The sequence below is a fragment of the Kytococcus schroeteri genome, from assembly GCF_002847825.1.
In the GTDB taxonomy this organism is placed as follows: Bacteria; Actinomycetota; Actinomycetes; order Actinomycetales; family Dermatophilaceae; genus Kytococcus; species Kytococcus schroeteri.
The window spans coordinates 25,036-51,323 of record NZ_PKIZ01000001.1; the positions used below are offsets into that span (position 1 = coordinate 25,036).

A 26,288-nucleotide genomic window follows, 5' to 3' on the forward strand; every position below is an offset into this window, starting at 1 on the left:
GGCGGCCCCAACCCACGAACCGAGGTAAGTCGATGCCCATGCCGCGCGAACGGGCCCGCTTGGGGGTGCGCCGATGAACATGCGTGCCCAGCGGGCCAAGGCCGTGAACACCCTGCTGACGCTGCTGCTGCTCCTGATGCTGTTGTTCGGAGGCCTGGGCGCCGCCCACCTCTTCGCCAAGCCGCAGGCGTCCCTGACCCCGATGCTCGGGCTGGACCTCGAGGGCGGGCAGCAGCTCATCCTCGAGCCGGCCGTCGAGGGCGGTCAGGTGACCAGCGGCCAGGTGGACCAGGCCGTGAACATCATCCGGCAGCGCGTGGACGGCTCCGGCGTGGCCGAGGCGGAGGTGACCACCCTGGGTGGCCGCAACATCTCCGTGGCCATGCCCGGTACCCCCGACCCGGCGGTCATCGAGTCGCTGCAGGCCTCGAGCCGCATGACCTTCCGCGAGGTGCTGGCCGTGGAGTCCGGTGCCCCGGCGCCGAAGAACCCCAAGAACCTCCCGGGCTACGAGGGCAGCTCGTCGAAGGACGGCAAGGCCTCCGGCAAGGAGTCGGGCAAGGGGTCGACGGGCGGCTCGAGCGCCCCGGCCACCATCGCCGAGGGCGTGTGGCCGGCCCAGTCGTCGCCGAAGGCCACCGACTCCTCGAAGGACTCCAGCGCCTCGTCGTCGGGCAAGGACTCGGGCAAGGCGTCCGACAAGGCGGCTCCGAGCGCCTCGGCCTCGCAGGGTTCCGGGGACGCCGCCTCCTCGCCGGCCCCGACGGGCTCGGACGACGCGCAGCAGCCCGCGCAGGGCGACGGCACGCCGCACGGCAAGGACATCACCATCCCGGCCGCCGTGCAGAAGCGCTTCGACAGCTACGACTGCGGCACGGACAAGACCCGCGAGGAGGCCCAGTCCGCCGGCGACGACGACTTCGTGGTGGCCTGTGACCCCACCGGTACCGAGAAGTTCCTGCTCAGCCCCACCCGCATCGAGGGTTCGAGCATCGCCGACGCCTCCTCCGGCCCGGAGACCAACCAGCAGGGTCAGCCCACCGGCAAGATCGCCGTGAGCCTCGAGCTGGACGGCAAGGCCGCCGACACCTTCGCCGACCTCTCGGCGGTCATGGCCGCCCAGCCCAAGGACTCGCCGTACAACCGGTTCGCGATGCTGCTCGACGGCGAGGTCATCTCCGCCCCGGGCATGAACCAGGTCATCACCAACGGCCAGGCCTCCATCACTGGCGACTTCACCGCCGAGGAGGGCAAGGCCCTGGCCGACCAGCTGAAGTTCGGTGCCCTGCCGTTCTCGTTCAAGCTCCAGTCCTCCGAGCAGATCAGCCCCACCCTGGGTGACGAGCAGCTGCGTTGGGGCATCTGGGCCGGCGTGATCGGCCTGGCCCTGGTGGCCGTCTACTCGCTCTTCCAGTACCGCGCCCTGGGCCTGGTCACCCTGGCCTCCCTCGCGCTGGCCGCCCTGCTGGCCTACCTCGCGGTGGTGCTCCTGGGCTGGCAGTACAACCTGCGCCTCACGATGGCCGGCATCACCGGCCTCATCGTGGCCATCGGTGTGACCGCGGACTCCTTCATCGTGTACTTCGAGCGCGTCCGCGACGAGGTGCGCGAGGGGCGGCCGCTGCGCAACGCCGTGGACACCGGCTGGGCCCGTGCACGCCGCACGATCCTCATCTCGGACGCGGTGAACCTGCTCGCAGCGGTGATCCTCTACCTGCTCAGCGAGGCCAACGTGAAGGCCTTCGCGTTCATGCTGGGGCTCACCACCATCATCGACCTCGTGGTGGTCATGCTCTTCACCCACCCGGTGGTGACGCTGCTGGCGCAGACCCGCTTCTTCGGTGACGGCCACAAGCTCTCGGGCATGAACCCCGAGAGCCTGGGTGCCCGCCGCACCACCTACGTGGGCCGGGGCCGGGTGCGTTCCCTGCCCGACACCCCGCCGACCACCGGCACGACCACGGAGGCCGCTCTCTGATGGGTTTCGCACAGTTCGGCAACGACCTGCACACCGGCCGCCGCCAGTTCGACTTCGTCGGCCGCCGCAAGCTCTGGTACACGGTCTCGGCGGTGCTCCTGGCGCTCTCGCTGCTCGGCCTGTTCGGCCGCGGCCTCAACCTGGGCCTGGAGTTCACCGGCGGCTCGGACTTCCGGGTGGCCGGGGTGAGCGACACCACGGACTACGAGGCCCGTGCGGCCCGGGCGCTCGACGCCCAGGTGGGCGCCGGGGAGACGGTGCGCTCCAGCGTCATCGGCGGCGAGACGGTCCGCGTGCAGACCGGCAGCCTCGAGGGCGGCTCGACGGGCCTGGACAAGGCCCGCAGCGCCCTGGCGCAGGAGTTCGACGTGCCCGCCAAGGACGTGGCCGGCTCCCTGGTGGGTCCGTCCTGGGGCAAGGAGGTCAGCCGCAAGGCCGTGATCGCCCTGGGTGTCTTCCTCGGCCTGGTCTCGCTCGTGCTGGCCCTGTACTTCCGCACCTGGAAGATGGCGCTGGCAGCCCTGGTGGCCCTGCTCCACGACCTCGTGTTCACCGTCGGCGCCTTCGCGCTGGCCGGTTTCGAGGTCTCCCCGGCCTCGGTCATCGGCTTCCTCACCATCCTCGGCTACTCGCTCTACGACACCGTGGTGGTGTTCGACAAGCTGCGCGAGAACGTCGACGACGCGATGAAGCACAAGAACCGCACCTACGCCCAGGCGGCCAACACGGCCGTCAACCAGACGCTGGTGCGCTCCATCAACACCTCGGTGGTGGCGCTGCTGCCGGTGGCGGCCATCCTCGCGGTGGGCTTCGGCAAGCTGGGTCCGGGCACGCTGCTGGACCTCTCGCTGGCCCTGTTCATCGGCATCGCGGTGGGCACCTTCTCGTCGATCTTCATCGCCACGCCGCTGCTCGTGCAGCTGCGTCAGGGCGAGCCGGGCATCCGCGCCCACGACGCCGAGGTGCGCCAGCGCCAGCGCGCGCGGGCGCAGGCCATCATCGCCCGCAAGCGCGAGGCGGCGGCCGCCCCGGCCGGTGCCTCGCCGGAGGCCGAGGACGGCGACGGCGACACCGTGGCGGGCCCCGATGCGGCGACGACCGCCGTGCCGGTGGCCGCCGGGGCCCCCTCCACGGGTGAGGGGCGCACCATCGCCACCGGTCGTCCCCGCCACCCCGCCGCCTGGGGCTCCCAGTGAGCGCCCCGGTGCACGGCGCCCAGGGCGCCGAGGAGCTGCCGCAGGGCGAGGCCCTCACCGAGCTCGTGGCCTCGCGCCTCGACGACATCCCGGACTTCCCGCAGCCGGGCGTGGTGTTCAAGGACTTCACCCCGCTGCTGCGCGACCCGCACGCCAGCCGTGTGGTGGTGCACGACGTGGTGCGCCGCCGCGCCGGGTCGGTGGACGTCGTGGTGGGCATCGAGGCCAGGGGGTTCATCCTGGGCGCGGCCATGGCCTATGCGATGGGCGTGGGCTTCGTGCCCGTGCGCAAGGCCGGCAAGCTGCCCGGCGAGACCCTCTCGGCCAGCTACACCCTCGAGTACGGCACGGCCACCATCGAGGTGCACACCGGCGCCCTGCAGCCCGGTGACCGCGTGCTCGTGGTGGACGACGTGCTGGCCACCGGCGGCACCGCGGCCGCCTGCGTGCAGCTCGTGCGCGAGGCCGGGGCGGAGGTCGCCGGCGTCGAGGTGGTGCTGGAGCTCGGCTTCCTCGACGGTCGCGCCGCGCTGGAGGACGTGGGGGTGGACGTGGTGAGCCTGCTCGTCCAGGAGTGAGACCACCCCACCGCACCCAGGGCCCTGCCGGCACCCGCCGGTGTGGCCCTGTCCGTTGCGTCACGTCGGCACCGGTGAGGGTGTGACGCCGCGTATCATCCCGACATGAGCCAGCAGACGCGCCCCACGACGGGCTGGACCGTGCGCGAACGCCTGGCCCGACTGGGGACCTCCCGCACCGACACCCCCGAGCTGGCCCCCCTCATGCGCCGCCTGCGCCAGCGCGGCGACAAGGCCGACCTCTCGGTGGTGGAACGCGCCTACCAGGTCGCCGCCCGGGCGCACGAGGGCGAGGTCCGCAAGAGCGGGGACCCGTACATCACCCACCCGGTGGCCGTGGCCGGCCTGCTGGCCGACCTCGGTATGGACGCCTCCACGGTGGCCGCCGCCCTGCTCCACGACACGGTGGAGGACACGCCCTACAGCCAGGAGCAGCTGGAGGCCGACTTCGGCCCGGAGATCGCCCTGCTCGTGGACGGCGTCACCAAGCTCGACAAGGTGGAGTACGGCGACAGTGCGCAGGCCGAGACCGTGCGCAAGATGGTCGTGGCCATGTCCAAGGACATCCGGGTGCTGGTCATCAAGCTGGCCGACCGGCTGCACAACGCGCGCACCTGGCGCTACGTCTCGGCGGCCAGTGCCCGCCGCAAGGCCGTGGAGACCCTGGACATCTACACCCCGCTGGCGCACCGGTTGGGCATGAACGCCGTCAAGTGGGAGCTGGAGGACCTGTCCTTCCGCTTCAGCCAGCCCGAGGTGTACGAGGCCGTGGTGCGGCAGGTGGCCGCCGCCGCGCCGGAGCGCGAGAAGTACCTGGGGGAGATCCGCCAGCGCCTCGAGGGCGCCATGGCCGAGGCCCGGCTGCCGGGCGTCATCACCGGGCGCGAGAAGCACTACTGGTCGATCTACCAGAAGATGACGGTGCGCGGCCGGGCCTTCGAGGACATCCACGACCTCGTGGCCCTGCGCATCCTCGTGCAGGACGTCTCGGACTGCTACCACGCCCTGGGCCTGGTGCACTCGATGTTCACCCCGCTGCCCAACCGCATCAAGGACTACATCGCCACCCCCAAGGGCAACGGCTACCAGTCGCTGCACACCACGGTGATGGGCACCGGCGGCAAGCCGGTGGAGATCCAGATCCGCACGCACGACATGCACCGCCTGGCCGAGTACGGCGTGGCCGCGCACTGGCGCTACAAGCAGGGCGAGCAGCCGCAGCGCTCCACCCAGGACCTCTCGTGGCTCCGGGAGACCATGGACCTCGCGGTGGACGCCAGCAGCGAGGACTTCATGGACACGCTGCGCTTCCAGATCTCCTCCCCGGAAGTCTTCGTCTTCACGCCCAAGGGCAAGATCGTGTCGCTGGCCCAGGGCTCGACCCCGGTGGACATGGCCTACGCCATCCACACCGACGTGGGGCACAAGGCGGTGGGCGCCAAGGTCAACGGCCGGATGGTGCCGCTGGACACCCAGCTGGCCAACGGCGACTCGGTGGAGATCCTCACCGCCAAGGGCGAGGGGGCCGGACCCTCGCGCGACTGGTTCACCTTCGTGGCCACGCCCCGGGCCCGGTCCAAGATCAAGCAGTGGTTCAGCCGGGAGCGCAAGGCGGAAATGACCGCCGCCGGCCACGACATGCTCGTGCGCGCCCTGCGCAAGGCCGACCTGCCGGTCAAGCAGTGGACCCGCCCGGAGGCCCTGCAGCCGGTGGTGGAGAAGCTCAGCGTGCACGACCGGGACGGCGTGTTCCAGGCCGTGGGGGAGCGGCGTGCCTCGGTGGAGCACGTCATCGAGCTGCTGCGCCAGGCCCACGGCATGGAGGAGCCCGAGCCGCTGGTTCCCGCCGATGTCGTGGCCGCGCCGACGCGCCGTCGTCACCCCGGCGAGGCGCCGGTGCACATCGTGGGCTCGGACGACGTGTGGAGCCACCTGGCGGTGTGCTGCGCGCCGGTGCCGGGCGACGACATCGTGGGCTACGTGACCACGGGCCGCGGCGTGTCGGTGCACCGCCGTGACTGCCCGAACGTGGAGCAGCTCGTGCAGAGCCCGGAGAGGATGGTGCGTGTGGCCTGGGACGAACGACCGCGGGGTGCGTTCACCGCGCGCCTGGTCATGGAGGGACTCGACCGGGAGGGGCTGCTGGCCGACGTGATGCGGGTGACCGCCGAGCTGGGGCTGGTGCTCTCCGACGTGGCCTTCTCCTCCCCGGACGGGCGCACCGCCTACGGTCGGCTGGAGTTCGAGCTGGCCGAGGTGGACTATCTCGACCACGTGGTGTCCACGCTCAAGCAGATCCGCGGCATCTACTCCGTGACCCGCGCCGCCTGAGGGCGACGCGGGTCACGGGGGCGGGGCCGGACGGCCCTCAGGCGGGGTCGAGGAAGGCCGCCAGGCAGGCCGCGTACATGGCCTGGTCGGCGGTGCCGCACACCTCGCGGATGCTGTGCATCGACAGCGTGGGGGCGCCGAAGTCCACCGTGGTGGAGCCGGTGAGTGCCGCCGTCATCGGGCCCACCGTGCTGCCGCAGGGCAGGTCCGAGCGCACCACGAACTCCTGCATCGGCACCCCGGCCTGCTGGCAGGCCAGGCGGAAGGCCGCCGTGCCCAGTCCGTCGGTGGCGTAGCGCCCGTTGGTGTTGACCTTGAGCACCGGTCCGCCGTTGACGGCGATGTGGTGGCCGGGCTCGTGGCGGTCGGCGTAGTTGGGGTGGGTGGCGTGCGCCATGTCGCCCGAGGCGATGACCGTGGAGGCCAGCGCCCGCAGGTGGTCCTGGCGGTCGCCGCCGCGGGCCAGCACGATGCGCTCGAGCACGGCCGGCAGCAGCTGGGAGAAGGCGCCGCGCTCGGTCATCGAGCCGACCTCCTCGTGGTCGAACAGCGCGATGAGCGGGATGGCCGCGCCGTCGCCCACGGGCGACCCCACGGCATCGAGCAGGGCGCGCACCGCCGCGTAGGAGGTGGCCAGGTTGTCCAGCCGGGCCGAGGCGATGAGGCCCCCGTCCAAGCCGATGCGGGCCGCCCCGGTGAGGTCGTAGGCCATGAGGTCCCAGCCGAGGACGTCCGCCTCGGCCACGCCCAGGCGCCCGGCCAGCCAGGTGGTGAAGGCCGGCGCGTCGGGGGAGACCGACCAGTGCGGCACGAGGTGGCGCTGCGCGTTGAGGGCCTCGCCCTCGCGCACGTCCCGGTCGAGGTGGATGGCCAGGCGCGAGACGCGCAGCAGGGCCTCGTCCACGTCGAGCAGCTCGGTGCGCACGCCGTCGGTGCCCTGCGGGTCGCGCAGGGTCACCCGGCCGGCCAGGCCCAGGTCGCGGTCGAGCCACGAGTTGGTGATGAGCCCGCCGTAGGGCTCCACCGCCAACTGGGCGAACCCGGCCGAGGACACATCCGGGCGCGGCTTGATGCGCAGCGTCGGCGAGTCGGTGTGGGCACCCACCACGCGGAAGCCGGTGGCCGGACCGGCACCGGCCGGGAGGTGCTCGGTGCTCCACGCCACGAGGGAGCCGCCGCGCACCAGGTAGTGGCGCCCCGGGCCCTCGGGGAAGGCCTGCGTCTCGTCCACCTCGGTGAACCCGGCACCCTCCAGCAGCGCGGCGGCCGAGGCCACCGCGTGGAAGGGGGTGGGGGAGTCGTCCAGGTAGGCGATGAGGCCGGCGGCCACCTCGTCGGTGTCGAACCGGTCCAGCCGCGCCATCATGCCTCCCCGCCGAACTCGGCCACTCCCTGCTGCGCCTGGTCGAGCCACGCCTGCTTGGTCTCCAGCTCCTTGCGCACCTTGGCGGCGCGCTTCTCGTCGCCGGCGGCCTCGGCCTTGGCCAGCTTGGCCTGCAGGTCCTCCACGGCGCCCTGCAGCTGGGTGGCGAAGAGGCTGGCGCGCTGGGCGTGCTCCGGCGAGGTCTTCTTCCACTGCAGGTCCTCGGCCTCGCGGACGGCCTGCTCCACGGCGCGCATGCGGCCCTCGATGCGCTTGACGTCGGCGCGCGGCACCATGCCGGCTGCCTCGAAGCGCTCCTGGATGCCACGCAGCTGACGCTTGGTGGTGTCCAGGTCCTTGACCGGCAGCAGCGCCTCGGCCTCGGCCAGGAGGGCCTCCTTGGCGGGCAGGTTGGCGGCGTACTCCTCGTCCTTGGCGGCGGCCTCGGCGTCCTTGGCGTTGAAGAACTGGTCCTGGGCGGCGCGGAACTGCTGCCACAGGGCGTCGTCCACCGAGCGCTGGGCGCGGCCGGCGCGCTTCCAGTCCTGCATGAGGCGCTTGAACGCCCCCGCGGTGCGCGGGTCGTCGGTGCGGGTGGCCAGGCGCTGGGCCTCCTTGACGAGCTCCTCCTTGACCACGCGGGCCTGGTCGCGCTCGGCGTCCAGCCGGGCGAAGTGGGCCTTGCGCACCTTGTCGAAGGTGTTGCGGGCACTGGCCAGGCGCTGCCAGAGCTCGTTCTCGGTGGGCTTGTCCAGGCGGATCTGGGCGCGCTGCATCGCCTTCCAGTCGTCCACCATGTGCCGCATGCGGTCGCTGGCGGCCTTCCACTGCATCTGCGCCGGGTCGGTGGCGGCCAGGGTCTCGGCCTCCACCACGAGCTTCTCGCGCTCGGCGGCGGCCTCGGCGCGGGCCTCGGCGCGCTGCGCCTGGTCGCTGCGCTCCTTGTCGCGCAGGGCCTCGGTGAGCTCGTCGAGCACCGAGGAGAGGGTGGCGTAGTCGCCCACCATCGGCGTCTCGGCCAGATGGGTGCGCACGGCCTCCAGGGACTGGCGGCCCTCGGCGGCGGTCACGCTGCCGGCGTGGATGCGCTGGGCCAGGAGCACGGTGGAGGCCACGACCTCGTCGAACTTGCGCACGAAGTAGGCCACGGCGTCGGCGGCGTCCGCGCCCGGGTAGCTGCCCACCACGGTGGTGGTGCCGTCGGCGTCGGTGCGCACGACCTCGCCGGACTCGGCGAGCGAGCCGAAGGCGGACTGGTCGGTCTCGGTGAGGGCCGAGGTGTCCACCAGCGGGCCGGGCACCGGAGTGGGGGTGAACGAGGCGCGCTGGGCGGCCGGGCGCTGGCGGCCCTCGCCGCGTGCGGCGCCCTTCTCGGCATCGGGGGAACCGCCCACCGGGGTCACCGGCGGGGCGGGGCGCTTGCGGGCCAGGGCGCCGGGGGAGGGCACGGCCGCGGGGGTCGGGGCGGGGGTGGGTGCCGCGTCGGTGGGCGCCTGCTCCTGGCCGGCCGGGGTGCCCTCGGGGCCCTCGGGGGTGGACGTGGTCTGATCAGCCGCGTTCATGGTTGCCTCTCTCGGCGGACGGTTCGCTCGGGCCAGTCTAGGTAGTCGCCGTGGCCCGGGTGCGCCAAGGTGCGTGGGGCGCGCCGCCGGTGGTCCGCGGGTGCGCCCGCCTACGCTGGCGGCCATGTTCACCCTCGCCATCCCGGCCACCGCCTTCGGCACCAACTGCTACGTCGTGGCCCCCGAGGCCGGGGAGGAGTGCGTCGTCATCGACCCCGGGTTCGGGGTGGTCGACCGCCTGCGGGAGGCGCTGCGCGAGAACGGCCTGCGCCCCGCGGCGGTGCTGCTCACGCACGGGCACCTGGACCACACCGTGAGCATCACGCCGGTCTGCGGCGGCACCGTGGGCGCCTACGTGCACACCGACGACCGCTACCGGCTCACCGACCCGCGCAAGGGCCTCTCGGAACCGATGTGGGCGATGCTGCAGCGCGAGTACGGCGGCTCGTTCACCTGGGCCGAGCCGGAGGTCGTGCACGAGGTCACCGACCGGGCCACCCTCGAGTTGGCCGGCATGACCTGGCAGGTGCGCCACGCCCCGGGGCACACCGAGGGCAGCGTGCTCTACGACGTCCAGAAGGTGCCCGAGCAGGTGCGCCGCGCCGGCTCGGACCTGCAGGCCAGCTCGTTCACCGGCGACGTGCTGTTCGCCGGTTCGATCGGCCGCACCGACCTGCCGGGCGGGGACCCGGTGGCCATGCAGCGCTCCCTGCGCGAGGTGGTGCTGCCCACGCCGGACGCCACGATGGTGCTGCCGGGGCACGGACGCCCCAGCACGATGGCCCACGAGCGGGCCAGCAACCCCTACCTGCGGGACCTCTGAGGCAGCTGCACCCCGAGCTCCCGTGCCTGGGCGCGGGCCAGCTCGTGCACGACCTCCTCGTCGCCGCGCCGCCAGGCGGCCACGGGGTCGCGGTCGATGGAGGCCAGTGTGCCCACCGGCAGCGTGGCCAGCCCGCGCAGGGCGAGCAGGGCCTCGGGGTCGTCCACGCGCCGGAGGTTGGCGGCGGTGGCCGCCGAGCGCACCGCGAAGTGCAGGCGCACCGGCAGCCAGACCAGCAGGGCGGTGAGCACCGGCAGGCCGGTGACCGCGAGCCACATCGTGTCGGCCAGCCGCTCCCCGGAGGCCAGCAGCTCCCGGCCGGTCTCGGTCACCGGGTCGCCCACGCCCAGCAGCCCGTCGAGCACGCCCGAGGCGAGGTCGCCCACCAGCGGCAGGTCGGACAGGCGCTGGTCGGCTCCCTGGACGCCGTCGTTGATGCGGTCGCCGCTCTCCACGAGGCGCTCGGCGGGGGCGAAGCGCTCGAGCACGTGGTGGTGCGCCGCGCGGCCGACGAGGACCCACAGCAGGGTCCACCCGGCCATGGCGAGGTCGGAGAGGACCTGTACGGACCGATGGGCGGGGGCGGAGGAGTACCAGGCCATGGGGCCAGCCTGCCTCACACTGGGGGGATGAGGAGCAAAGGGCCGACGGGCGTGGACGGGCCACTGTGGCCGGCGGTGGAGGAGTGGCTGGCCCACCTGTCGGTGGAGCGGGGGTTGGCCGCCAACACCCTCGCGGCCTACCGGCGCGACCTCGTGGTCTGGGTGCGCTTCCTGCAGGAGGCCGGGTGCCGGGAGTGGGCGGCGGTGACCACGCAGGACGTCCGCGACCACCTGCAGGCGCTGGCGGCCTCGGGGCGGGCCCGGTCGTCGGTGACGCGGATGCTCGTGGCGGTGCGCCGCTTCCACGCCTTCGCCCTGCTGGAGGGCTGGGTCCCCGCCGACGTGGCCGCCGACGTGACCCCGCCGAGCACGGGCCAGCGCCTGCCCAAGGCGCTCTCGGTGCAGGAGGTGACCCGGCTGCTGGAGGCCACCGCCCCGGTGGAGGGGGGCGCCGCGCCGCGGGAGCTGGCCCTGGCCCGCCGGGACCGGGCGCTGCTCGAGCTGCTCTACGGCACCGGCGCGCGGGTGTCCGAGGTGACCGGGCTCGACGTGGACGACGTGGACCTCCGGGGACGCGTGGTGCGCCTGCTGGGCAAGGGCGGCAAGGAGCGCCACGTGCCGTTGGGTGGGGCGGCGGCCCAGGCCGTGGGCGACTGGTTGGCGGCGGGTCGTTCCGTGCTGGCGGCGAGCGGGGGTGCCGGTGCGGCGCTGCTGCTCAACCAGCGGGGGCGCCGGCTGGGGCGGCAGTCAGCCTGGGCCGTGGTGGCCGAGGCCGGTGAGCGGGCGGGCCTGGGGGAGCGGCTGGGGCCGCACACCCTGCGCCACAGCTACGCCACGCACCTCATGGCCGGCGGCGCGGACGTGCGCGTGGTGCAGGAGCTGCTGGGGCACGCGTCGGTCACCACCACCCAGATCTACACGCGGGTGACCCCCGGTCACCTCCGCGAGGTCTTCCAGGCGACCCACCCACGCGCTCGATGACGTCACGAAGCTAGGAGAGGGCATGACCCTGAGGTCGAGGGTCACCCACGGGTCGAGTTGAGGATGAGGGGGCGACGGTGCCTCGGGTGCGCCTGTAGGGTTGCCCCGTCGATCAGGAGAGGAAGGCACCGTGAGCGAACGCTCGGACACCCAGGACCACGCGGCGGCCACGCAGCTGCCGCTCGAGGGAGTCGAGGCCGCGGCGGCGACCGAGGCGCCGGTTGCTGCGCCGCGGGTGTCCCGCGCCGTGGCCCTGGCGGAGAACCCCCGCCTGGACGACTTCCCCCGGCCGCCGGAGCTGACCTCTCACGGCCCTGCCCGCGTCATCGCCCTGTGCAACCAGAAGGGCGGGGTGGGCAAGACGACCACCACCATCAACCTGGGTGCTGCCCTGGCCGAGATGGGGCGCCGGGTGCTGCTCGTGGACTTCGACCCCCAGGGCGCCCTCTCGGTGGGCCTCGGCGTGCGCTCCTCCGGCTCGGAGCACAGCGTCTACGACCTGCTCATGCGCCCGGCCCGCGAGCTCGACGTGCACGACGTCATCCGGACCACGAGCACCCCGGGCCTGGACGTGCTGCCCGCCGACATCGACCTCTCGGCCGCCGAGGTGCAGCTGGTCAACGAGGTGGCCCGCGAGCAGGTGCTCGAGCGCGCGCTGCGCCCGGTGCTCGAGGAGTACGACGCCATCCTCATCGACTGCCAGCCGTCGCTGGGCCTGCTCACCGTGAACGCGCTCACCGCCGCCCACGGCGTGATCATCCCGCTGGAGACCGAGTACTTCGCCCTGCGCGGCGTGGCGCTGCTGGTGGAGACCATCGAGAAGATCACCGACCGCCTCAACCCCCTGCTGCAGATCGACGGCATCCTGCCCACGATGGTGGACGGCCGCACCCTGCACAGCCGCGAGGTCGTGGCCAGCGTCACCGACCACTTCGGCGAGCTGGTCTTCACCACCCCCATCCGTCGCACGGTGAAGTTCCCCGACGCCACCCTGGCCGCCGAGCCCATCACCCGCTACGCCCCGCACCACACGGCCGCCTACGCCTACCGCCGCCTGGCCCGCGAGCTCATCGCCCGCGGCGCGGTGGCCTGAGCCATCGGCCACACTGCCCCCGTGACCGACCTGCCCCCACCCGCTGCCGGGACCACCCCCGGCGGCGTGCTGACCCACCGGCGGCCGGTGCCCTTCCACGTGCACCAGTCGGCCTACGAGGGGCCCTTCGACCTGCTGCTCGGCCTCATCGCCAAGCACCGGCTGGACGTCACCGAGATCGCCCTGGCACAGGTGACCGACGAGTTCATCGCCCACCTGCGCGAGGCCCAGCGGGCCGCCTCGGAGGCCGAGGCCGGTGGGGACCGCGCCGCCTCGGCCTGGCTGCTGGGGGAGCTCTCGGAGTTCCTCGTGGTGGCCTCCACGCTGCTGGAGCTCAAGGCCAACCGCCTGCTGCCGGCCGAGACGCGCTCGGAGGTGGAGGACCTCGAGTTCATCGAGGCCCGCGACGTGCTCTTCGCCCGCCTGCTGCAGTACCGCGCCTACAAGCAGGTGGCGGCGTGGATGGCCGAGCGCACCGGCCAGGCGGGCGGGGCGGTGCCGCGCATGGCAGGCCTGGAGGAGCGCTTCGCCGCCGTGCTGCCCGACCTGGTGATGACCGTCACCCCCGACCAGCTCGCGATGGTGGCCGCCGGGGCGCTCAGCCCCCGCCCGGAGCCGGTGGTGGGAGTCGAGCACCTCCACGCCCCCACCGTGAGCGTCACCGAGCAGGTGAGCCTCATGTCCGCGCGGCTGCGGGAGGCCGGGCGGCTGACCTTCGCCGAGCTCATCGGGGACGCCTCGACCCGGCTGGAGGTGGTGGGCCGCTTCCTCGGGGTGCTGGAGATGCTCCGGTCGGGGACGGTCGACGTGACCCAGTCGGCACCCCTGGGCCCGATGGAGGTCGTCTGGTCGCCGGGCGCGACCGGGCACACTGGACCCCGTGAGTGACCCGATCGTGACCGCCCCCGACGAGGCCCCCTCCTGGGCCGACGACCTGCCCGCCGCGCTCGAGGCCGTGCTCATGGTCGTGGACGAGCCCGTGCCGGCCGCCGACCTCGCCGAGGGCCTGGGCGCCCCGGTCGAGGAGGTCCGGGCCACCCTGGAGCGCCTCGCCGAGGAGTACACCGAGGCCGGCCGCGGCTTCGACCTGCGGCAGGTGGCCGGCGCCTGGCGGATGTACTCGCGCCCCGCCTACTCCGAGGCCGTGGAGCGCTTCCTCGTGGGCGGCCGGCAGGCGCGGCTCACGCAGGCGGCGTTGGAGACGCTCGCCGTCATCGCGTACCGTCAGCCGATCAGTCGCGGCCGGGTGGCCGCGGTGCGCGGCGTCAACGTGGACGGTGTGGTCCGGACCCTCGTGGCGCGCGGCCTCATCGCCGAGGTGGGCGCCGAACCCAGTGGGGCGGTGCTCTACGGCACCACCCACCAGTTCCTCGAGCGGATGGGGCTGGCCGACCTGGCCGAGCTCCCCGACCTCGCGCCCTTCCTCCCCGACGCCGGGGACGTCGACGCCATCGCCGAGGGTCTGGGTGCCCCGCGTCGGCCCGGCGCCCGGGAGACCGAGGCCGCACCGGAAGGTGGCGCCGCCCCGGAGGGCGATGTCGCGCCCGACCCCGGGGCCGTACCCGAGCCCGACCCGCACGACACCGCGCCCGAGGACGGGCCGACCCAGCAGCAGGAGAGTGAGCAGTCATGACACGCCGTGAGAACGCACCCCGTCGCGCCAGCGGCCAGGGCAAGCGGGGCACGGGCGGCTTCGGCCCGGTGCGCAAGCGCCGCGTCCGCCCCACCGCCGCACAGGCCGACCACGACGTGCACACCGCCGACGGCGAGCGCCTGCAGAAGGTGCTGGCCGCCGCCGGGCTGGGCTCCCGCCGCGCGTGCGAGCAGATGATCGCCGACGGTCGCGTGGAGGTGGACGGCGTGCCGGTGACCGAGCTGGGCGTGCGCATCGACACCTCGCGCCAGAAGGTGGCCGTCGACGGCCTGCCGGTGCAGACCGACGACTCCAAGGTCTACCTGGTGTTCAACAAGCCGGTGGGCGTCATCTCCACCATGGAGGACGACGAGGGCCGCCTCTCGGTGGGCGACTACACCTTCACCCGCAAGGAGCGCCTCTTCCACGTGGGCCGGCTCGACCAGGAGACCTCCGGCCTGCTGCTGCTCACCAACGACGGCGACTTCGCCCACCGCATGCAGCACCCCAGCTTCCAGGTGCTCAAGACCTACGTGGCCAAGGTGCCCGGCCCGGTGGCCAAGGGCCTGGGCAACACCCTGCGCGAGGGGGTGGAGCTCGACGACGGGCTGGTCAAGGTCGACCAGTTCTCGGTCATCGACTCCCAGCCCGGGTGGGCGCTGGTGCAGCTGGTGATCCACGAGGGCAAGAAGCACGTGGTGCGCCGCCTGCTGGAGGCCGTCGGCCACCCCGTGGAGGAGCTCGTGCGCACGCAGGTGGGCGAGGTCCGCCTCGGCGACCTGCGCCCGGGCAAGATGCGCGCGGTGACGCCCGACGAGCTGGCCCGCACGATGAAGCTGGTGGACCTGTGATGCGCCTGCCCTACTCCGCCACCCGACGCCACCCCCGCATCGCCGACCTGGACGTGCCAGTGACCGTGGCCATCGACGGCCCGTCGGGCTCCGGCAAGTCCACTGTGGCCCGCACCGTGGCCATGGCCTTCGACCTGGCCTACCTGGACACCGGGGCGATGTTCCGCGCGCTCACCTGGGCGGCACTGGATGCGGGCGTCGACCTGCGCGACGTGGACGCCGTGGCCCACCTTTCCCGCACCGCGCCGCTGCACCAGTCCACCGACCCGGCGCAGCCCGGCGTCTGGGTGGGCCAGGAGAACGTGGGCCGCGCCATCCGCGAGAGCCGCATCTCCTCGCAGGTCTCCGCGGTGGCCACCAACCTCGACGTCCGCGGCGAGCTGGCCCGCCGGCAGCGGGAGATCATCGCCGGCACACACGCCGCGGGCCGCGGCATCGTGGCCGAGGGGCGCGACATCACCACCGTCATCGCGCCCGACGCGCGGGTGCGGATCCTGCTGACCGCCAGCGAGGAGGCCCGCCTGGCCCGCCGCCAGCGGCAGACCGGCGGCAAGGCCGTCTCGGCGGCCACCCGTGACGAGGTGGTGCGCCGCGACCGCGACGACTCCACCGTCTCGAACTTCACCACCGCCGCCGACGGCGTCACCACCATCGACACCTCCGACCTGGACCTGCCCGGTTCGGTGGAGGCCGTCGTCTCGGTGGTGCTCGACCGCGCCGGCACCGGCTCGACCCCCGAGGGAGCAGCATGACCGAGCACGACGACCAGACCCTGCCCGAGGACGGCCCCGAGGTGGAGTACGTGGTGCCGGACGACCCGGCGGTGCTCGAGGAGGCCACGGCGCCGGACACCGAGGTGGAGACCGCCTACGCCACCGCGCTGCGGGCCGGGCTGGAGGAGTTCGAGCTCGACGCCGAGGACGCCGCGCTCATCGAGGGCGGTGACGGGTTCGACGAGTACGGCAACCAGGTCACCTCACTGCCGGTGGTGGCCATCGTGGGCCGCCCGAACGTGGGCAAGTCCACCCTGGTCAACCGCATCCTGGGCCGCCGCGAGGCCGTGGTGCAGGACGAGCCGGGCGTGACCCGCGACCGCGTGACCTACCCGGCGGAGTGGAACGGCACGCCGTTCATGGTCATGGACACCGGTGGCTGGGAGCTGGACGCCAAGGGCATCCAGCGTCACGTGGCCCAGCAGGCCGAGGTGGCCGTGGAGCTCGCCGACGTCATCGTGTTCGTCGTGGACGCCACCGTCGGTGCCACCGACGCCGACGAGGACGTGGTGAAGTTGCTGCGCCGCGCGGACAAGCCGGTGCTGCTCGTGGCCAACAAGGTGGACGACGTGCACCTGGAGGGCGAGGCCGCCGCGCTGTGGAACATGGGCCTGGGTCAGCCGTGGCCGGTCTCCGCGCTCCACGGCAAGGGCTCGGGCGACCTGCTCGACGAGATCCTCGCGAACTTCCCCGACGAGCCGTCCTCCGATGCCGGGCGCATCGTGGGCGGGCCGCGGCGCGTGGCCCTGCTGGGCCGCCCCAACGTGGGCAAGTCCTCGCTGCTCAACCGGCTGGCGGGGGAGGACCGCGTGGTGGTGGACAACGTGGCCGGTACCACCCGCGACCCGGTGGACGAGTACATCCAGCTGGGCGGGCGCACGTGGATGTTCGTGGACACCGCCGGCATCCGGCGCCGCGTGCACCAGACCCGCGGCGTGGACTTCTACGCCTCCCTGCGCACGCAGAGCGCACTGGAGAAGGCCGAGGTGGCCGTCGTCCTCATCGATGCCGGGGTGGAGATCGCCGAGCAGGACATCCGCGTGGTGCAGCAGGTCATCGACTCCGGCCGTGCGCTGGTGATCGCCTACAACAAGTGGGACACCACCGACGACGAGCGCCGCCACTACCTGGAGCGCGAGATCGAGCGCGAGCTGGTGCAGGTGCCGTGGGCGCCGCGGGTCAACATGTCCGCGGCCACCGGGCGCCACGTGGACCGCCTCGTGCCGGCGCTGGACACCGCCCTGGAGAGCTGGGACGCGCGCATCCCCACCGGCCGCCTCAACTCGTTCCTCGGCGAGGTGGTGGCCGCCCACCCGCACCCGGTGCGCTCGGGCAAGCAGCCGCGCATCCTGTTCGCCACCCAGGCCAGCAGCCGCCCGCCCACGTTCGTGGTGTTCGCCTCGGGCTTCCTGGAGCACTCCTACCGGCGCTTCCTGGAGCGCAAGCTGCGGGAGCGCTTCGGCTTCGAGGGCAGCCCCATCGAGATCTCGGTGCGCGTCCGGGAGCGCCGCCGCCGCTGAGTGCACCCACCACCGGGCCCCGCAGGCACCACGCCGAGGGGGCTGGTTGGGGGAGAGCCCGCCCGATGGGTTATGGTTCTCTCCGCTCCGCACGCGGGGCATCGGGCTGTGGCGCAGTTTGGTAGCGCACTTGACTGGGGGTCAAGGGGTCGCAGGTTCAAATCCTGTCAGCCCGACCAGTGGGAGCCCCACCTCCGGGTGGGGCTCCTTTGCTGCGCGCACGCCCCGGCGTGCCGTGCCGACGGGTCCCCGCCGGCGCCCCGGCAGGGCCCCCGTCCGCCGGGTTCGTCCCCACTCCGTCGCTGGGAGGATCCAGCCATGACCACCGCCCCGACGCCCCCCGAGCAGGACCCGCTGCGCGCCGGCCACCTCGCCCCCTCGCCGCGCACCCTGGTGGACCTCTTCCTCGAGACCGTCGAGAGCTCCGGTGACGCGCCCGCCGTCGCCGCCGGCGGCAGCGTGCTCACCTACGACGAGTTCCACGAGGCCTCCGCCGAGCTCGCCGCGCGCCTCGCGGAGCTCGGCATCGGCGCCGGCGACAAGGTGGGCGTCCGCGTCCCCTCGGGCACGGCGGACCTCTACGTGGCGATCATGGGCGTGCTGCTGGCCGGTGCGGCCTACGTGCCGGTGGACGCCGACGACCCCGACGAGCGCGCCCGCACCGTCTTCGAGGAGTCGCAGGCCGCCGCCGTGGTGGGCGCCGACCTCGTGATCTCCTCCCGGCTGGACGCACACCGCGAGCCGGTCGAGCCCGCCCTGCCGGACCTGGCGGACGACTGCTGGGTGATCTTCACCTCGGGCTCCACGGGCAAGCCCAAGGGCGTGGCCGTCACGCACCGCTCCGCGGCCGCCTTCGTCGATGCCGAGTCGCGCCTCTTCCTGCAGGGGGCCCCCATCGGGCCCGGCGACCGGGTCATGGCCGGCCTGTCGGTGGCCTTCGACGCCAGCTGCGAGGAGATGTGGCTGGCCTGGGCGCACGGGGCCTGCCTGGTGCCCGCCCCGCGCTCCCTGGTGCGCTCCGGTGTGGACCTGGGCCCGTGGCTCGTGGCCAACGACATCACCGTGGTCTCCACCGTGCCCACGCTGGTCTCCATGTGGCCGGCCGAGGCGATGGACCGGGTGCGCCTGCTCATCGTGGGCGGGGAGGCCTGCCCGCCGGAGCTCGGCGCGCGCTTCGCCACCGACACCCGCGAGGTGTGGAACACCTACGGGCCCACCGAGGCCACCGTGGTGGCCTGCGCCGCGCAGGTGACGGCCGAGCCGCCGGTGCGTATCGGCCTGCCGCTGGACGGGTGGGACCTGGCGGTCGTCGACGCCGAGGGGCAGCCGGTCGCCCCCGGCGAGGAGGGTGAGCTGATCATCGGCGGCGTCGGCCTGGCGCGCTACCTGGACCCTGCCAAGGACGCCGAGAAGTACGCCCCGATGCCGACGCTCGGCTGGGAGCGCGCCTACCGGTCGGGTGACGTGGTGGTCAACGACCCCGCCGGGCTGCTCTTCCGTGGCCGCGCGGACGACCAGGTGAAGGTGGGCGGGCGCCGCATCGAGCTGGGGGAGATCGACTCCGCGCTGCTGCAGCTGCCGGGTGTGGCGGGCGCCGCCGCGGCGATCCGCAGGACCGAGTCGGGCAACACCCTCATCGTGGGCTACCTGACGGTGGACGAGGCCTTCGACCGCGCGGCCTCCCTGGCCCGCCTGCGCGCCGACATGCCCGCCGCCCTCGTGCCGCGGCTGGCCGTGGTGCCGGACCTTCCCACCCGCACCAGCGGCAAGATCGACCGCGACGCCCTGCCGTGGCCGCTGCCCGAGGAGGAGGGCGCCGGCGACAGCGCCCTGGACGAGACCGGGCAGTGGCTGGCCGACATCTGGAACACCGTGCTGGGCGCCCGGCCGACCAGCCCGGACGAGGACTTCTTCGAGCTGGGCGGCGGGTCGCTCACCGCGGCGCAGATCGTGGCCCGCGTCCGTGAGCGGTACGTCAACGCGACGGTGGCCGACGTCTACGAGCACCACACCATCGGTGCCTTCGCCAGCTGGCTGCAGGGACTGGACGGCCCCACCGGCCGCCTCAACGAGCAGGTGCCCCCGGTGGGCCGCGGCGTGCAGGCCGTGCAGCTGCTGGCCCTGCTGGGGCTGCGCACGCTCACCGGTCTGCGGTGGGTGTTCTGGATGGCCCTGGGGGCCCGCGTGCTGGACCTCCTGGGCTGGGAGGCGGCCTCGCTCGTGCCGATGGCGCCCTGGTGGGCGCTCGGCCTGGGCTGGGTGCTCCTCGTGCTGCCCGCCGGCCGCCTGGCCCTGGCCGCCCTCGCGGCCCGGGTGCTGCTGACCGGGGTGCGCCCCGGTACCCACCCGCGGGGCGGGGGAGTCCACCTGCGCCTGTGGCTCGCCGAGCGCTTCGCCGACGAGGCGGGCGCGGGCCTGGTCTCCGGTGCCGGGCTCGTGCGCTGGTACGCCCGCCTGCTCGGCTGCCGGGTGGGGCGCGGCGTGGACCTGCACGCCATGCCGCCGATCACCGGCCACCTCACGCTGGGTGAGGGCTGCGCGGTGGAGCCCGAGGTGGACCTGCAGGGTCACTGGGTGGACGGCGCGACCCTGCACGTGGGCCCCATCGAGGTGGGGGAGCGAGCCCGCATCGGCGCCCGCTCCACGCTCGTGGGCGGTGCCCGCGTCGGCGCCGACGCCGAGGTGGCCCCCGGGTCCACCGTGTTCGGGGACGTGCCCGCCGGCGAGCGGTGGTCGGGCTCCCCGGCCATCCGCGCCGGCCAGGCCCGTGGCCCGTGGGCCGACGCCCCGCGCCGCCGCCCGGTCTACACCGGTCTCTACGCCCTCACCGGCGTGCTCATCTCGCTGCTGCCGCTCGTGGCCACGCTCGTCGGCGGACTGGTGCTCTGGCGCCCGCTGGCCGGGGCCGACTCGCTGGGGGAGGCCGTCCGCACCGCCCTGCTCTGGCTGCCGCTGGCGGGCCTGGCGGGCTACGCCACCCTCGCGCTGCTCATCCTCGTGCTGGTGCGTCTGGCCGGCAGCGGCCTGCAGGGCGGCCACCACCCCACGCAGAGCCGCCGCGCCCTGCAGGCCTGGGCCACGCTGCGCCTCATGGACGAGGCCCGCACCTGGCTGTTCCCCATGTACGCCGGCGCCATCACCACGCTCTGGCTGCGCCTCCTGGGCGCCCGCATGGGCAAGGACGCCGAGGCCTCCACGGTGCTCATGATCCCCAGCCTCACCCGGGTGGGTGCCGGGGCCTTCCTCGCCGACGACACGCTCATCGGCGGGTACGAGCTCGGCGGTGGCTGGATGCGCGTCGAGCGCGTGAAGATCGGCCGCGGGGCCTTCGTGGGCAACTCCGGCATGACCGCGCCGGGCCGCAAGGTGCCCAAGAAGTCCCTGGTGGCGGTGCTCTCGGCCGCGCCGCGCCGCAAGAAGGCCAAGGCCGGCGCCTCCTGGGTGGGCTCGCCGCCGGAGAAGCTGCGCCGCGCCCCCTCCCAGGTCGACGCGGCACGCACCTACGCCCCGCCGCGCCACCTGCGCGTGCTGCGGGCGATGGTGGAGTCCTGCCGCGTGCTCGCGCTGCTGGCGCACCTGGTGCTGCACCTGCTGGGTGCCGCGGCCCTCTGCTGGCTCGCCGCCCGATGGGGCTGGGGCGCCGCCGCGGCCGCCTCCGGTCTGGTGCTGCTCGCCTGCGGTGTCCTCGCCGTGCTGGTGGCGGTGGTGGCCAAGTGGCTGCTCGTGGGGCGCTGGAAGCCCTCGGAGCACCCGCTGTGGTCCGGCATGGTCTGGCGCGGTGAGCTCGCCGACGCGTTCGTGGAGTCCGTGGCCGTGCCGTGGATGCTGCGCGCCGTCCCGGGCACCGCCCTGCTGAACCTGTACTTCCGGGTCATGGGTGCCCGCGTGGGCCGTGGCGTGTGGTGCGAGACCTACTGGCTGCCCGAGCACGACCTCATCGAGCTGGGCGCCGGTGCCACGGTCAACCGCGGCTGCGTCGTGCAGACCCACCTCTTCCACGACCGCGTGCTGGCCATGGACACGGTGCGCCTGCGGGCCGGGTCCACCGTGGGCCCCAACTCGGTGGTGCTCCCCGCCTCCACCCTGGGCCGCGACGCGACCGTGGGACCGGGCTCCCTGGTGATGCGCGGCGAGTCCGCGCCCGACCGCACCCGGTGGGTCGGCAACCCCATCGGCCCGTGGGTCGAGGACTAGGCTGACGCCTTCCCCCGAGCCCGAAGACCACCCGACGAACCCTCTGCGAACAGGCGCCCATGACCCACCCCGACCCGTACCTGCGCGGCCACGGCGACACCCGCTACCGCGTCCACCACTACGACCTGCAGCTCACCTACGCCGTGGTGACCAACCGCCTCGACGAGCGGGCGCGGCTGCACGTCGAGGTCGTCGAGCCGACTCACCACCTGAAGGTCGACCTGCGCGGCCTCCAGCTGGGCGGTGCCACCGTCGACGGTGCCCCGGCCAGGTACCGGCGCACCAGCGGTGGCTGGTCGGTCGCCGTCGGGGACCGGCGGGCCGGGGAGCGGCTCGTGCTGGAGCTCAAGGTGTCCGGCAAGCCGCGCCCGGTGCCCGGCACCCACGGTGAGGCCGGGTGGGAGGAGCTGACCGACGGCTCGATGGTGGGCTCGCAGCCGCAGGGCGCGCCGTCGTGGTTCCCGTGCAACAACGACGCCGCCGACAAGGCCACGTACCGCATCGAGGTGCTCACCGACGCCCACTACCAGGTGGTGGCCAACGGTACCCGCACCGTCTGCGAGCGCCAGGGGCGCCGCACCCGCTGGGTGTACGAGATGGACCGCCCGATGTCGCCCTACCTGGCCACCCTGCAGGTCGGCCGCTACGTGGAGACGCCCTGCGATGCGTCGGTCCCGGTGAGCATCGTCCACCCGCCGACGGTCCGGGTGGGGGAGGGCACCTCGCTCGAGCACCAGGGGCGCATGGTCGACTTCCTCAGCGGGCTGTTCGGCCCCTACCCCTTCGCGCAGTACCGCGCGGTGGTGGTGGACGACGACCTGGAGATCCCGCTGGAGGCTCAGGGTCTGAGCACCTTCGGCCGCAACTACGTCGAGGCGGTCTGGGAGAACGAGCGCCTGGTGGCCCACGAGCTGGCCCACCAGTGGTTCGGCAACGCCGTCACCGGTGAGCTGCTGCGCGACATCTGGCTGCACGAGGGCTTCGCCTGCTACGCCGAGTGGCTGTGGTCCGACCATCGCCGCACCTGGGAGCCCGGCCCCTCCGTGCAGGAGCAGGCCGCCCGGCACCACGCCGAGCTCGAGGACCTGCCGGCCGGGGTGACCCTCGCGGCCCCCACCATGCGCCGCATGTTCGACGACTGGGTCTACAAGCGGGGCGCGCTCACCCTCCACGCGCTGCGCGCCGTGGTGGGCGACGAGACCTTCTTCGACCTGCTGCGCACCTGGGTGCAGGCGCACTCCGGCGGCACGGCCAGCACGGCCCAGTTCGTGGCCCACTGCGTGCAGGGGTCCGGTGCGCAGGGCGCCCTGGTGGAACAGACCCTCCACGCCTGGCTGCACGAGCCGCAGCTGCCGCCGCTGCCCGAGCTGGCCTGAGCCCGGGCACCGCCCGGGCGCGAGGTGCCGCGCGGCTCAGTGCCAGACGAGCCGCACCGGGCCCGGGGGCGTGACCGCCACGGCCGCGGTCTGCCCCGCATGGTCCAGGTCCACCAGCGTGGCCGGCGGCCCTGCCAGCACCGTGCCGTCCATCGCCAGCCGGACCGTCCGCGGGTCGGTGGCCAGCCCCGTGCCGTGCGCCTTGAGCAGCGCCTCCTTGCGCACCCACAGGCGGGTGCGGGCGGCGTCGTCGGCGCAGGTCTCCCGCGGGTGCAGGGCCACGGCGTCGAAGCCCGCGAAGGCCACGGCGCCGTGGTGCTCGGTGTCCACGCCCACCCCGGCGCCCACGCAGAGGGCCACGAGCGCCGGGCCCGGGTCGCGGGGGCGGGAGAGCGACACCGAGGCGCCCTCCACCCCGCGCAGCACCGGCCGGCCGTGTGCGGCGGACCCGCACTGCGGGCAGGCGTGGGCGAGGGACAGGCCGGGGGCGCCGGTGACGGCGGCGGCCAGGGCGAGCAGCGCGGTGTGCGCGTCGCCGGGGGCGCGCGCCAGGTGGACCTCGGGCACACCGGCACCGTAGTCCGTGCCCCGCACCCGTCCCGCCCCTCGTGCGAGGATCGCCCGATGGGCCGCCTCACCGTCCGCCGACCGATCCTCCGCCTCCGGGGCCAGGAGCCCGCCCGCCGGGTGGTCGACACCCTGGCCGGCGAGGAGCCGCTGGAGATCCGGGTGGCCGGGCGGCCGCTGGCGGTCACCATGCGCACCCCGGGCCACGACGTGGAGCTGGCCACCGGCTTCCTGGTCTCCGAGGGCGTGCTGCGCCGCGGGGACGACCTGCGTGCCGCCATCCACTGCGGCGGGCCGGGTACCGGGGGAGGGGAGCCCAACACCTACAACGTGCTCGACCTCGCGCTGGCCGAGGGCGTGGAGCCGCCGGGGGAGGCGGTGGAGCGGAACTTCTACACCACCAGCAGCTGCGGCGTGTGTGGCAAGGCCAGCATCGAGGCGGTGCGCACCACCTCGGTGCACGACCTCACCACCGACCGCTGCCGGGTCTCCCGCGCCACCCTGGCCGCGCTGCCCGGGGCCCTGCGCGAGGCCCAGCGGGTGTTCGACAGCACCGGGGGCCTGCACGCCGCGGGCTTGTTCGACGCGGCCACCGGCGAGGCGCTCGTGGTGCGTGAGGACGTGGGGCGCCACAACGCGGTCGACAAGGTGGTGGGCTGGGCCGCCCAGCACGACCGCCTGCCGGCCCGCGGCACGGTGCTGCAGGTCTCCGGGCGGGCCAGCTTCGAGCTGGTGCAGAAGGCGGTCATGGCCGGCATCCCGGTGCTCAGCGCGGTCTCCGCGCCCTCCTCGCTGGCGGTCGAGCTGGCCGACGAGCAGGGACTCACGCTCCTGGGTTTCGTCCGCGGCGACTCGATGAACCTCTACGCGCACGCCCACCGGGTCGAGGGGGTCGACGCCGCCACCTCGTGACCCGCCCGCGGTAGTAGGCTCCGACCCTCAGCAGGCCCCGCGGACGGCGAGGGAGGTGGCCATGGCGCAGCAGGAGCCCGACCAGCGGCCGCGCAACCTCATCGAGGAGCTGCTGGCCAACCCCGTCGAGCCCGCGTACGCCGCGGCCCACGAGCGGCGCCGTCGTGCCGGCGAGGGTCCCGCCCCCGCCCGCCGGGCCCCGGCCGGACTGGCCCTGGGCGCCACGCTCGTGCTCATCGGTCTGGTGCTGGTGGCCGGCTACCAGAACCTGCGCGAGGACCTGCCGGCCGACGCCCCCCGCGCCCAGCTGGCCGCCCGCCTCCACGAGGAGCAGGACCTCTTCGCCGAGGAGGCCGCGGCGCTCGACCGGGAGCAACGGGCCGTGGAGGAGCAGCAGGGCCACCTCCTGCGCGAGGGGGGCAGCGGTGAGCTCGCCGCGCAGGTCGAGGCCCGTGGCGTCGCCGCGGCGGCCACCCCCGTCACCGGTGCGGGGCTGGTCCTGCAGCTCGACGACGCGCCGGGGCCCGACCCCGAGCAGCGGGTCGTCGCTGCGGACCTCCAGCGCCTGTCCAACCTGCTGTGGGCCTCCGGGGCGCAGGCCGTGAGCATCAACGGCCACCGCCTGAGCTCCCTGGCCGGCATCCGCTTCGCAGGCCAGGCCCTGGTGGTGGACTTCCGCGCCCTGGACCGCCCGTACACGGTGGAGGCGGTGGGTCCGGCCACGATGCCGGACCGCTTCGCCGAGCTGGGGGGTCAGGACCACCTGCGCCACCTGCGTGACGAGGTGGGCCTGCGCACCAGCACCCGCCGGGCCGCGGACCTCACGGTGCCGGCCGACCCCACCCTCACGCTGCACCATGCCCGCCCCGTCACCGTGGAGACTCCATGATCCCCGCCCTCGGCCTCGTCCTTGGCATCCTGCTGGGCGTCTGGCTCCAGCCCGACGTGCCCTGGTGGTTGGAGCCCTACCTGCCCATCGCCGTCATCGCCGCGCTGGACGCCGTGTTCGGTGGTGCCCGCGCCGCGCTGGACGGCATCTTCTCCGAGCGCGTCTTCGTGGTCTCCTTCCTCTCCAACGTGGTGGTGGCCGCCTTCATCGTCTGGATCGGCGACCAGCTCGGGGTGGGCTCGCAGCTCACCACCGGGGTGGTCGTCGTGCTGGGTCTGCGCATCTTCAGCAACCTCGCCGCCATCCGGAGGCACCTGTTCCATGCCTGAGTCCCCGCAGCCCGGCGCGCGTCCCCCGCGCCGTCCCCGCCCCCTGCCGAGGCCCCGGCGCACCGGCTGGCGGGCCTTTGGCGGCCGCGGCAGCACCACCGCCGCGGTCCTGCTGGGCCTGCTCGGCTTCGCGCTGTCCACGAGCAGCCTGGACCCGCAGCGCGATGCCGTGCGCGACCTGAGCGAGGCCGAGCTGGTGGAGCTCCTCCACGACGTGGAGGCCCACGACGACGAGCTCGATGCCCAGCGGGTGGCCCTAGAGGAGCAGAAGGCCGCCCTGGAGGCCGGGTCTGGGCGTTCCGAGGCCGAGAAGCAGGCGCGCCGCCGCTCCCAGGAGCTGGGCATCCTTGCCGGCGTGGTGCCGGCCGCCGGCCCCGGCATCCAGATGACGGTGCCGGCGGCCGGGGAGCTCGGGGCCGGGACCCTGCTGCAGGCCGTGCAGGAGCTGCGCGACGCCGGCGCCGAGGCCATGGAGGTGAACGGTCACCGGGTGGTGGCCGGCAGCTGGTTCGTCGACGACACCGAGGGGCGGGTGGTCATGGACGGTGAGGTGCTCCGCCCGCCCTACCGGTTCCGCGCCATCGGGCCCGCCGAGACCCTGGCCACCGCCATGCGGATCCCCGGCGGCGTGGTGGAGTCCGCCGCCCAGGAGGGCTCCCGGGTGAGCGTGCTGGTGCGCGACGAGGTACGGGTGGAGGCCACCGTCCCGCTGGAGGAGGGCGCCGGACGGTGACGAC

General features: G+C 74.0%; 22 protein-coding genes and 1 tRNA gene. 19 read left to right on the forward strand and 4 right to left on the reverse strand.

What is annotated here, in order from left to right:
• Window positions 1-73 precede the first annotated feature (73 nt).
• The 4 genes from secD to CYJ76_RS00175 all read left to right on the forward strand — a co-directional run bounded on the left by secD (window position 74) and on the right by CYJ76_RS00175 (window position 6,083).
• Window positions 74-1,978 carry a protein translocase subunit SecD gene (gene secD, locus CYJ76_RS00160; protein ID WP_101848885.1) on the forward strand — a complete coding sequence of 635 codons (1,905 nt, stop codon included), beginning with the start codon at window positions 74-76 and terminating at the stop codon, window positions 1,976-1,978.
• On the forward strand, window positions 1,978-3,174 hold the full coding sequence (gene secF / locus CYJ76_RS00165; protein ID WP_101848886.1) for a protein translocase subunit SecF: 1,197 nt from the start codon (window positions 1,978-1,980) through the stop codon (window positions 3,172-3,174). Before secD ends, secF begins: the two co-directional genes overlap by 1 nt.
• Entirely contained in the window at window positions 3,171-3,752 is a 582-nt protein-coding gene (locus tag CYJ76_RS00170) for an adenine phosphoribosyltransferase (protein WP_238138094.1), read from the forward strand. Before secF ends, CYJ76_RS00170 begins: the two co-directional genes overlap by 4 nt.
• A 105-nt stretch (window positions 3,753-3,857) precedes the next feature.
• Entirely contained in the window at window positions 3,858-6,083 is a 2,226-nt protein-coding gene (locus tag CYJ76_RS00175) for a RelA/SpoT family protein (RefSeq protein ID WP_101848887.1), read from the forward strand.
• Between the two features lie 37 nt (window positions 6,084-6,120).
• Here CYJ76_RS00175 and CYJ76_RS00180 read toward each other — a convergent pair whose 3' ends face one another.
• Window positions 6,121-7,449: a M18 family aminopeptidase gene (locus tag CYJ76_RS00180; RefSeq protein ID WP_101848888.1), complete on the reverse strand. Its 1,329-nt coding sequence runs from the start codon at window positions 7,447-7,449 to the stop codon at window positions 6,121-6,123.
• Complete coding sequence (locus CYJ76_RS00185; protein WP_101848889.1) at window positions 7,446-9,008, reverse strand: DUF349 domain-containing protein; 1,563 nt, start codon at window positions 9,006-9,008, stop codon at window positions 7,446-7,448. The genes CYJ76_RS00180 and CYJ76_RS00185 overlap by 4 nt, the downstream gene beginning before the upstream one ends.
• Before the next feature lie 124 nt (window positions 9,009-9,132).
• Here CYJ76_RS00185 and CYJ76_RS00190 point away from each other — a divergent pair, with 124 nt between their 5' ends.
• On the forward strand, window positions 9,133-9,831 hold the full coding sequence (locus tag CYJ76_RS00190) for an MBL fold metallo-hydrolase (RefSeq protein WP_101848890.1): 699 nt from the start codon (window positions 9,133-9,135) through the stop codon (window positions 9,829-9,831).
• On the opposite strand, the gene CYJ76_RS00195 is transcribed toward CYJ76_RS00190, so the two are convergent.
• Entirely contained in the window at window positions 9,813-10,433 is a 621-nt protein-coding gene (locus CYJ76_RS00195; protein WP_101848891.1) for a hypothetical protein, read from the reverse strand. The two genes, CYJ76_RS00190 and CYJ76_RS00195, sit on opposite strands and share 19 nt — an antisense overlap.
• 27 nt (window positions 10,434-10,460) lie before the next feature.
• On the opposite strand from CYJ76_RS00195, the gene CYJ76_RS00200 reads away from it, so the two are divergent.
• From CYJ76_RS00200 to CYJ76_RS00240, 10 genes are all read left to right on the forward strand, one after another.
• Entirely contained in the window at window positions 10,461-11,414 is a 954-nt protein-coding gene (locus CYJ76_RS00200; RefSeq protein WP_180802151.1) for a site-specific tyrosine recombinase XerD, read from the forward strand.
• Between the two features lie 130 nt (window positions 11,415-11,544).
• The gene (locus CYJ76_RS00205; protein ID WP_070705440.1) at window positions 11,545-12,507 is read left to right on the forward strand and encodes a ParA family protein; all 963 of its coding nucleotides are present in this window, start codon (window positions 11,545-11,547) and stop codon (window positions 12,505-12,507) included.
• A 21-nt stretch (window positions 12,508-12,528) separates the two neighbouring features.
• Entirely contained in the window at window positions 12,529-13,395 is an 867-nt protein-coding gene (locus CYJ76_RS00210; protein WP_101848892.1) for a segregation and condensation protein A, read from the forward strand.
• Window positions 13,388-14,140, forward strand: coding sequence for an SMC-Scp complex subunit ScpB (gene scpB / locus CYJ76_RS00215; RefSeq protein ID WP_101848893.1), 753 nt, complete (start codon window positions 13,388-13,390; stop codon window positions 14,138-14,140). The genes CYJ76_RS00210 and scpB overlap by 8 nt, the downstream gene beginning before the upstream one ends.
• The gene (locus CYJ76_RS00220) at window positions 14,137-14,991 is read left to right on the forward strand and encodes a pseudouridine synthase (RefSeq protein ID WP_070705441.1); all 855 of its coding nucleotides are present in this window, start codon (window positions 14,137-14,139) and stop codon (window positions 14,989-14,991) included. The genes scpB and CYJ76_RS00220 overlap by 4 nt, the downstream gene beginning before the upstream one ends.
• Window positions 14,991-15,743 carry a (d)CMP kinase gene (cmk, locus tag CYJ76_RS12300; protein WP_070705447.1) on the forward strand — a complete coding sequence of 251 codons (753 nt, stop codon included), beginning with the start codon at window positions 14,991-14,993 and terminating at the stop codon, window positions 15,741-15,743. Before CYJ76_RS00220 ends, cmk begins: the two co-directional genes overlap by 1 nt.
• A complete protein-coding gene (der, locus tag CYJ76_RS00225; protein ID WP_238138095.1) occupies window positions 15,740-17,284 on the forward strand; it encodes a ribosome biogenesis GTPase Der in 1,545 nt (514 codons plus the stop codon). The genes cmk and der overlap by 4 nt, the downstream gene beginning before the upstream one ends.
• Window positions 17,285-17,386: 102 nt before the next feature.
• Window positions 17,387-17,463: transfer RNA gene (locus CYJ76_RS00230), tRNA-Pro, on the forward strand.
• A 139-nt stretch (window positions 17,464-17,602) separates the two neighbouring features.
• Entirely contained in the window at window positions 17,603-21,478 is a 3,876-nt protein-coding gene (locus CYJ76_RS00235) for a Pls/PosA family non-ribosomal peptide synthetase (RefSeq protein WP_101848894.1), read from the forward strand.
• A 59-nt stretch (window positions 21,479-21,537) separates the two neighbouring features.
• Window positions 21,538-22,854: a M1 family metallopeptidase gene (locus CYJ76_RS00240; protein WP_101848895.1), complete on the forward strand. Its 1,317-nt coding sequence runs from the start codon at window positions 21,538-21,540 to the stop codon at window positions 22,852-22,854.
• A gap of 36 nt (window positions 22,855-22,890) precedes the next feature.
• Here the strand turns inward: CYJ76_RS00240 and CYJ76_RS00245 are convergent, their stop codons facing one another.
• On the reverse strand, window positions 22,891-23,421 hold the full coding sequence (locus tag CYJ76_RS00245; protein ID WP_101848896.1) for a 4'-phosphopantetheinyl transferase family protein: 531 nt from the start codon (window positions 23,419-23,421) through the stop codon (window positions 22,891-22,893).
• Between the two features lie 57 nt (window positions 23,422-23,478).
• Here CYJ76_RS00245 and fdhD point away from each other — a divergent pair, with 57 nt between their 5' ends.
• The 4 genes from fdhD to CYJ76_RS00265 all read left to right on the forward strand — a co-directional run bounded on the left by fdhD (window position 23,479) and on the right by CYJ76_RS00265 (window position 26,284).
• The gene (gene fdhD, locus CYJ76_RS00250; RefSeq protein WP_070705519.1) at window positions 23,479-24,333 is read left to right on the forward strand and encodes a formate dehydrogenase accessory sulfurtransferase FdhD; all 855 of its coding nucleotides are present in this window, start codon (window positions 23,479-23,481) and stop codon (window positions 24,331-24,333) included.
• A 61-nt stretch (window positions 24,334-24,394) separates the two neighbouring features.
• Window positions 24,395-25,222, forward strand: coding sequence for a DUF881 domain-containing protein (locus tag CYJ76_RS00255; RefSeq protein ID WP_101848897.1), 828 nt, complete (start codon window positions 24,395-24,397; stop codon window positions 25,220-25,222).
• Window positions 25,219-25,551, forward strand: coding sequence for a small basic family protein (locus CYJ76_RS00260; protein ID WP_070705521.1), 333 nt, complete (start codon window positions 25,219-25,221; stop codon window positions 25,549-25,551). The genes CYJ76_RS00255 and CYJ76_RS00260 overlap by 4 nt, the downstream gene beginning before the upstream one ends.
• Window positions 25,544-26,284 (forward strand): DUF881 domain-containing protein, encoded by a 741-nt coding sequence (locus CYJ76_RS00265; protein ID WP_070705522.1) that lies wholly within the window; start codon window positions 25,544-25,546, stop codon window positions 26,282-26,284. The genes CYJ76_RS00260 and CYJ76_RS00265 overlap by 8 nt, the downstream gene beginning before the upstream one ends.
• The last annotated feature ends 4 nt before the right edge of the window (window positions 26,285-26,288 follow it).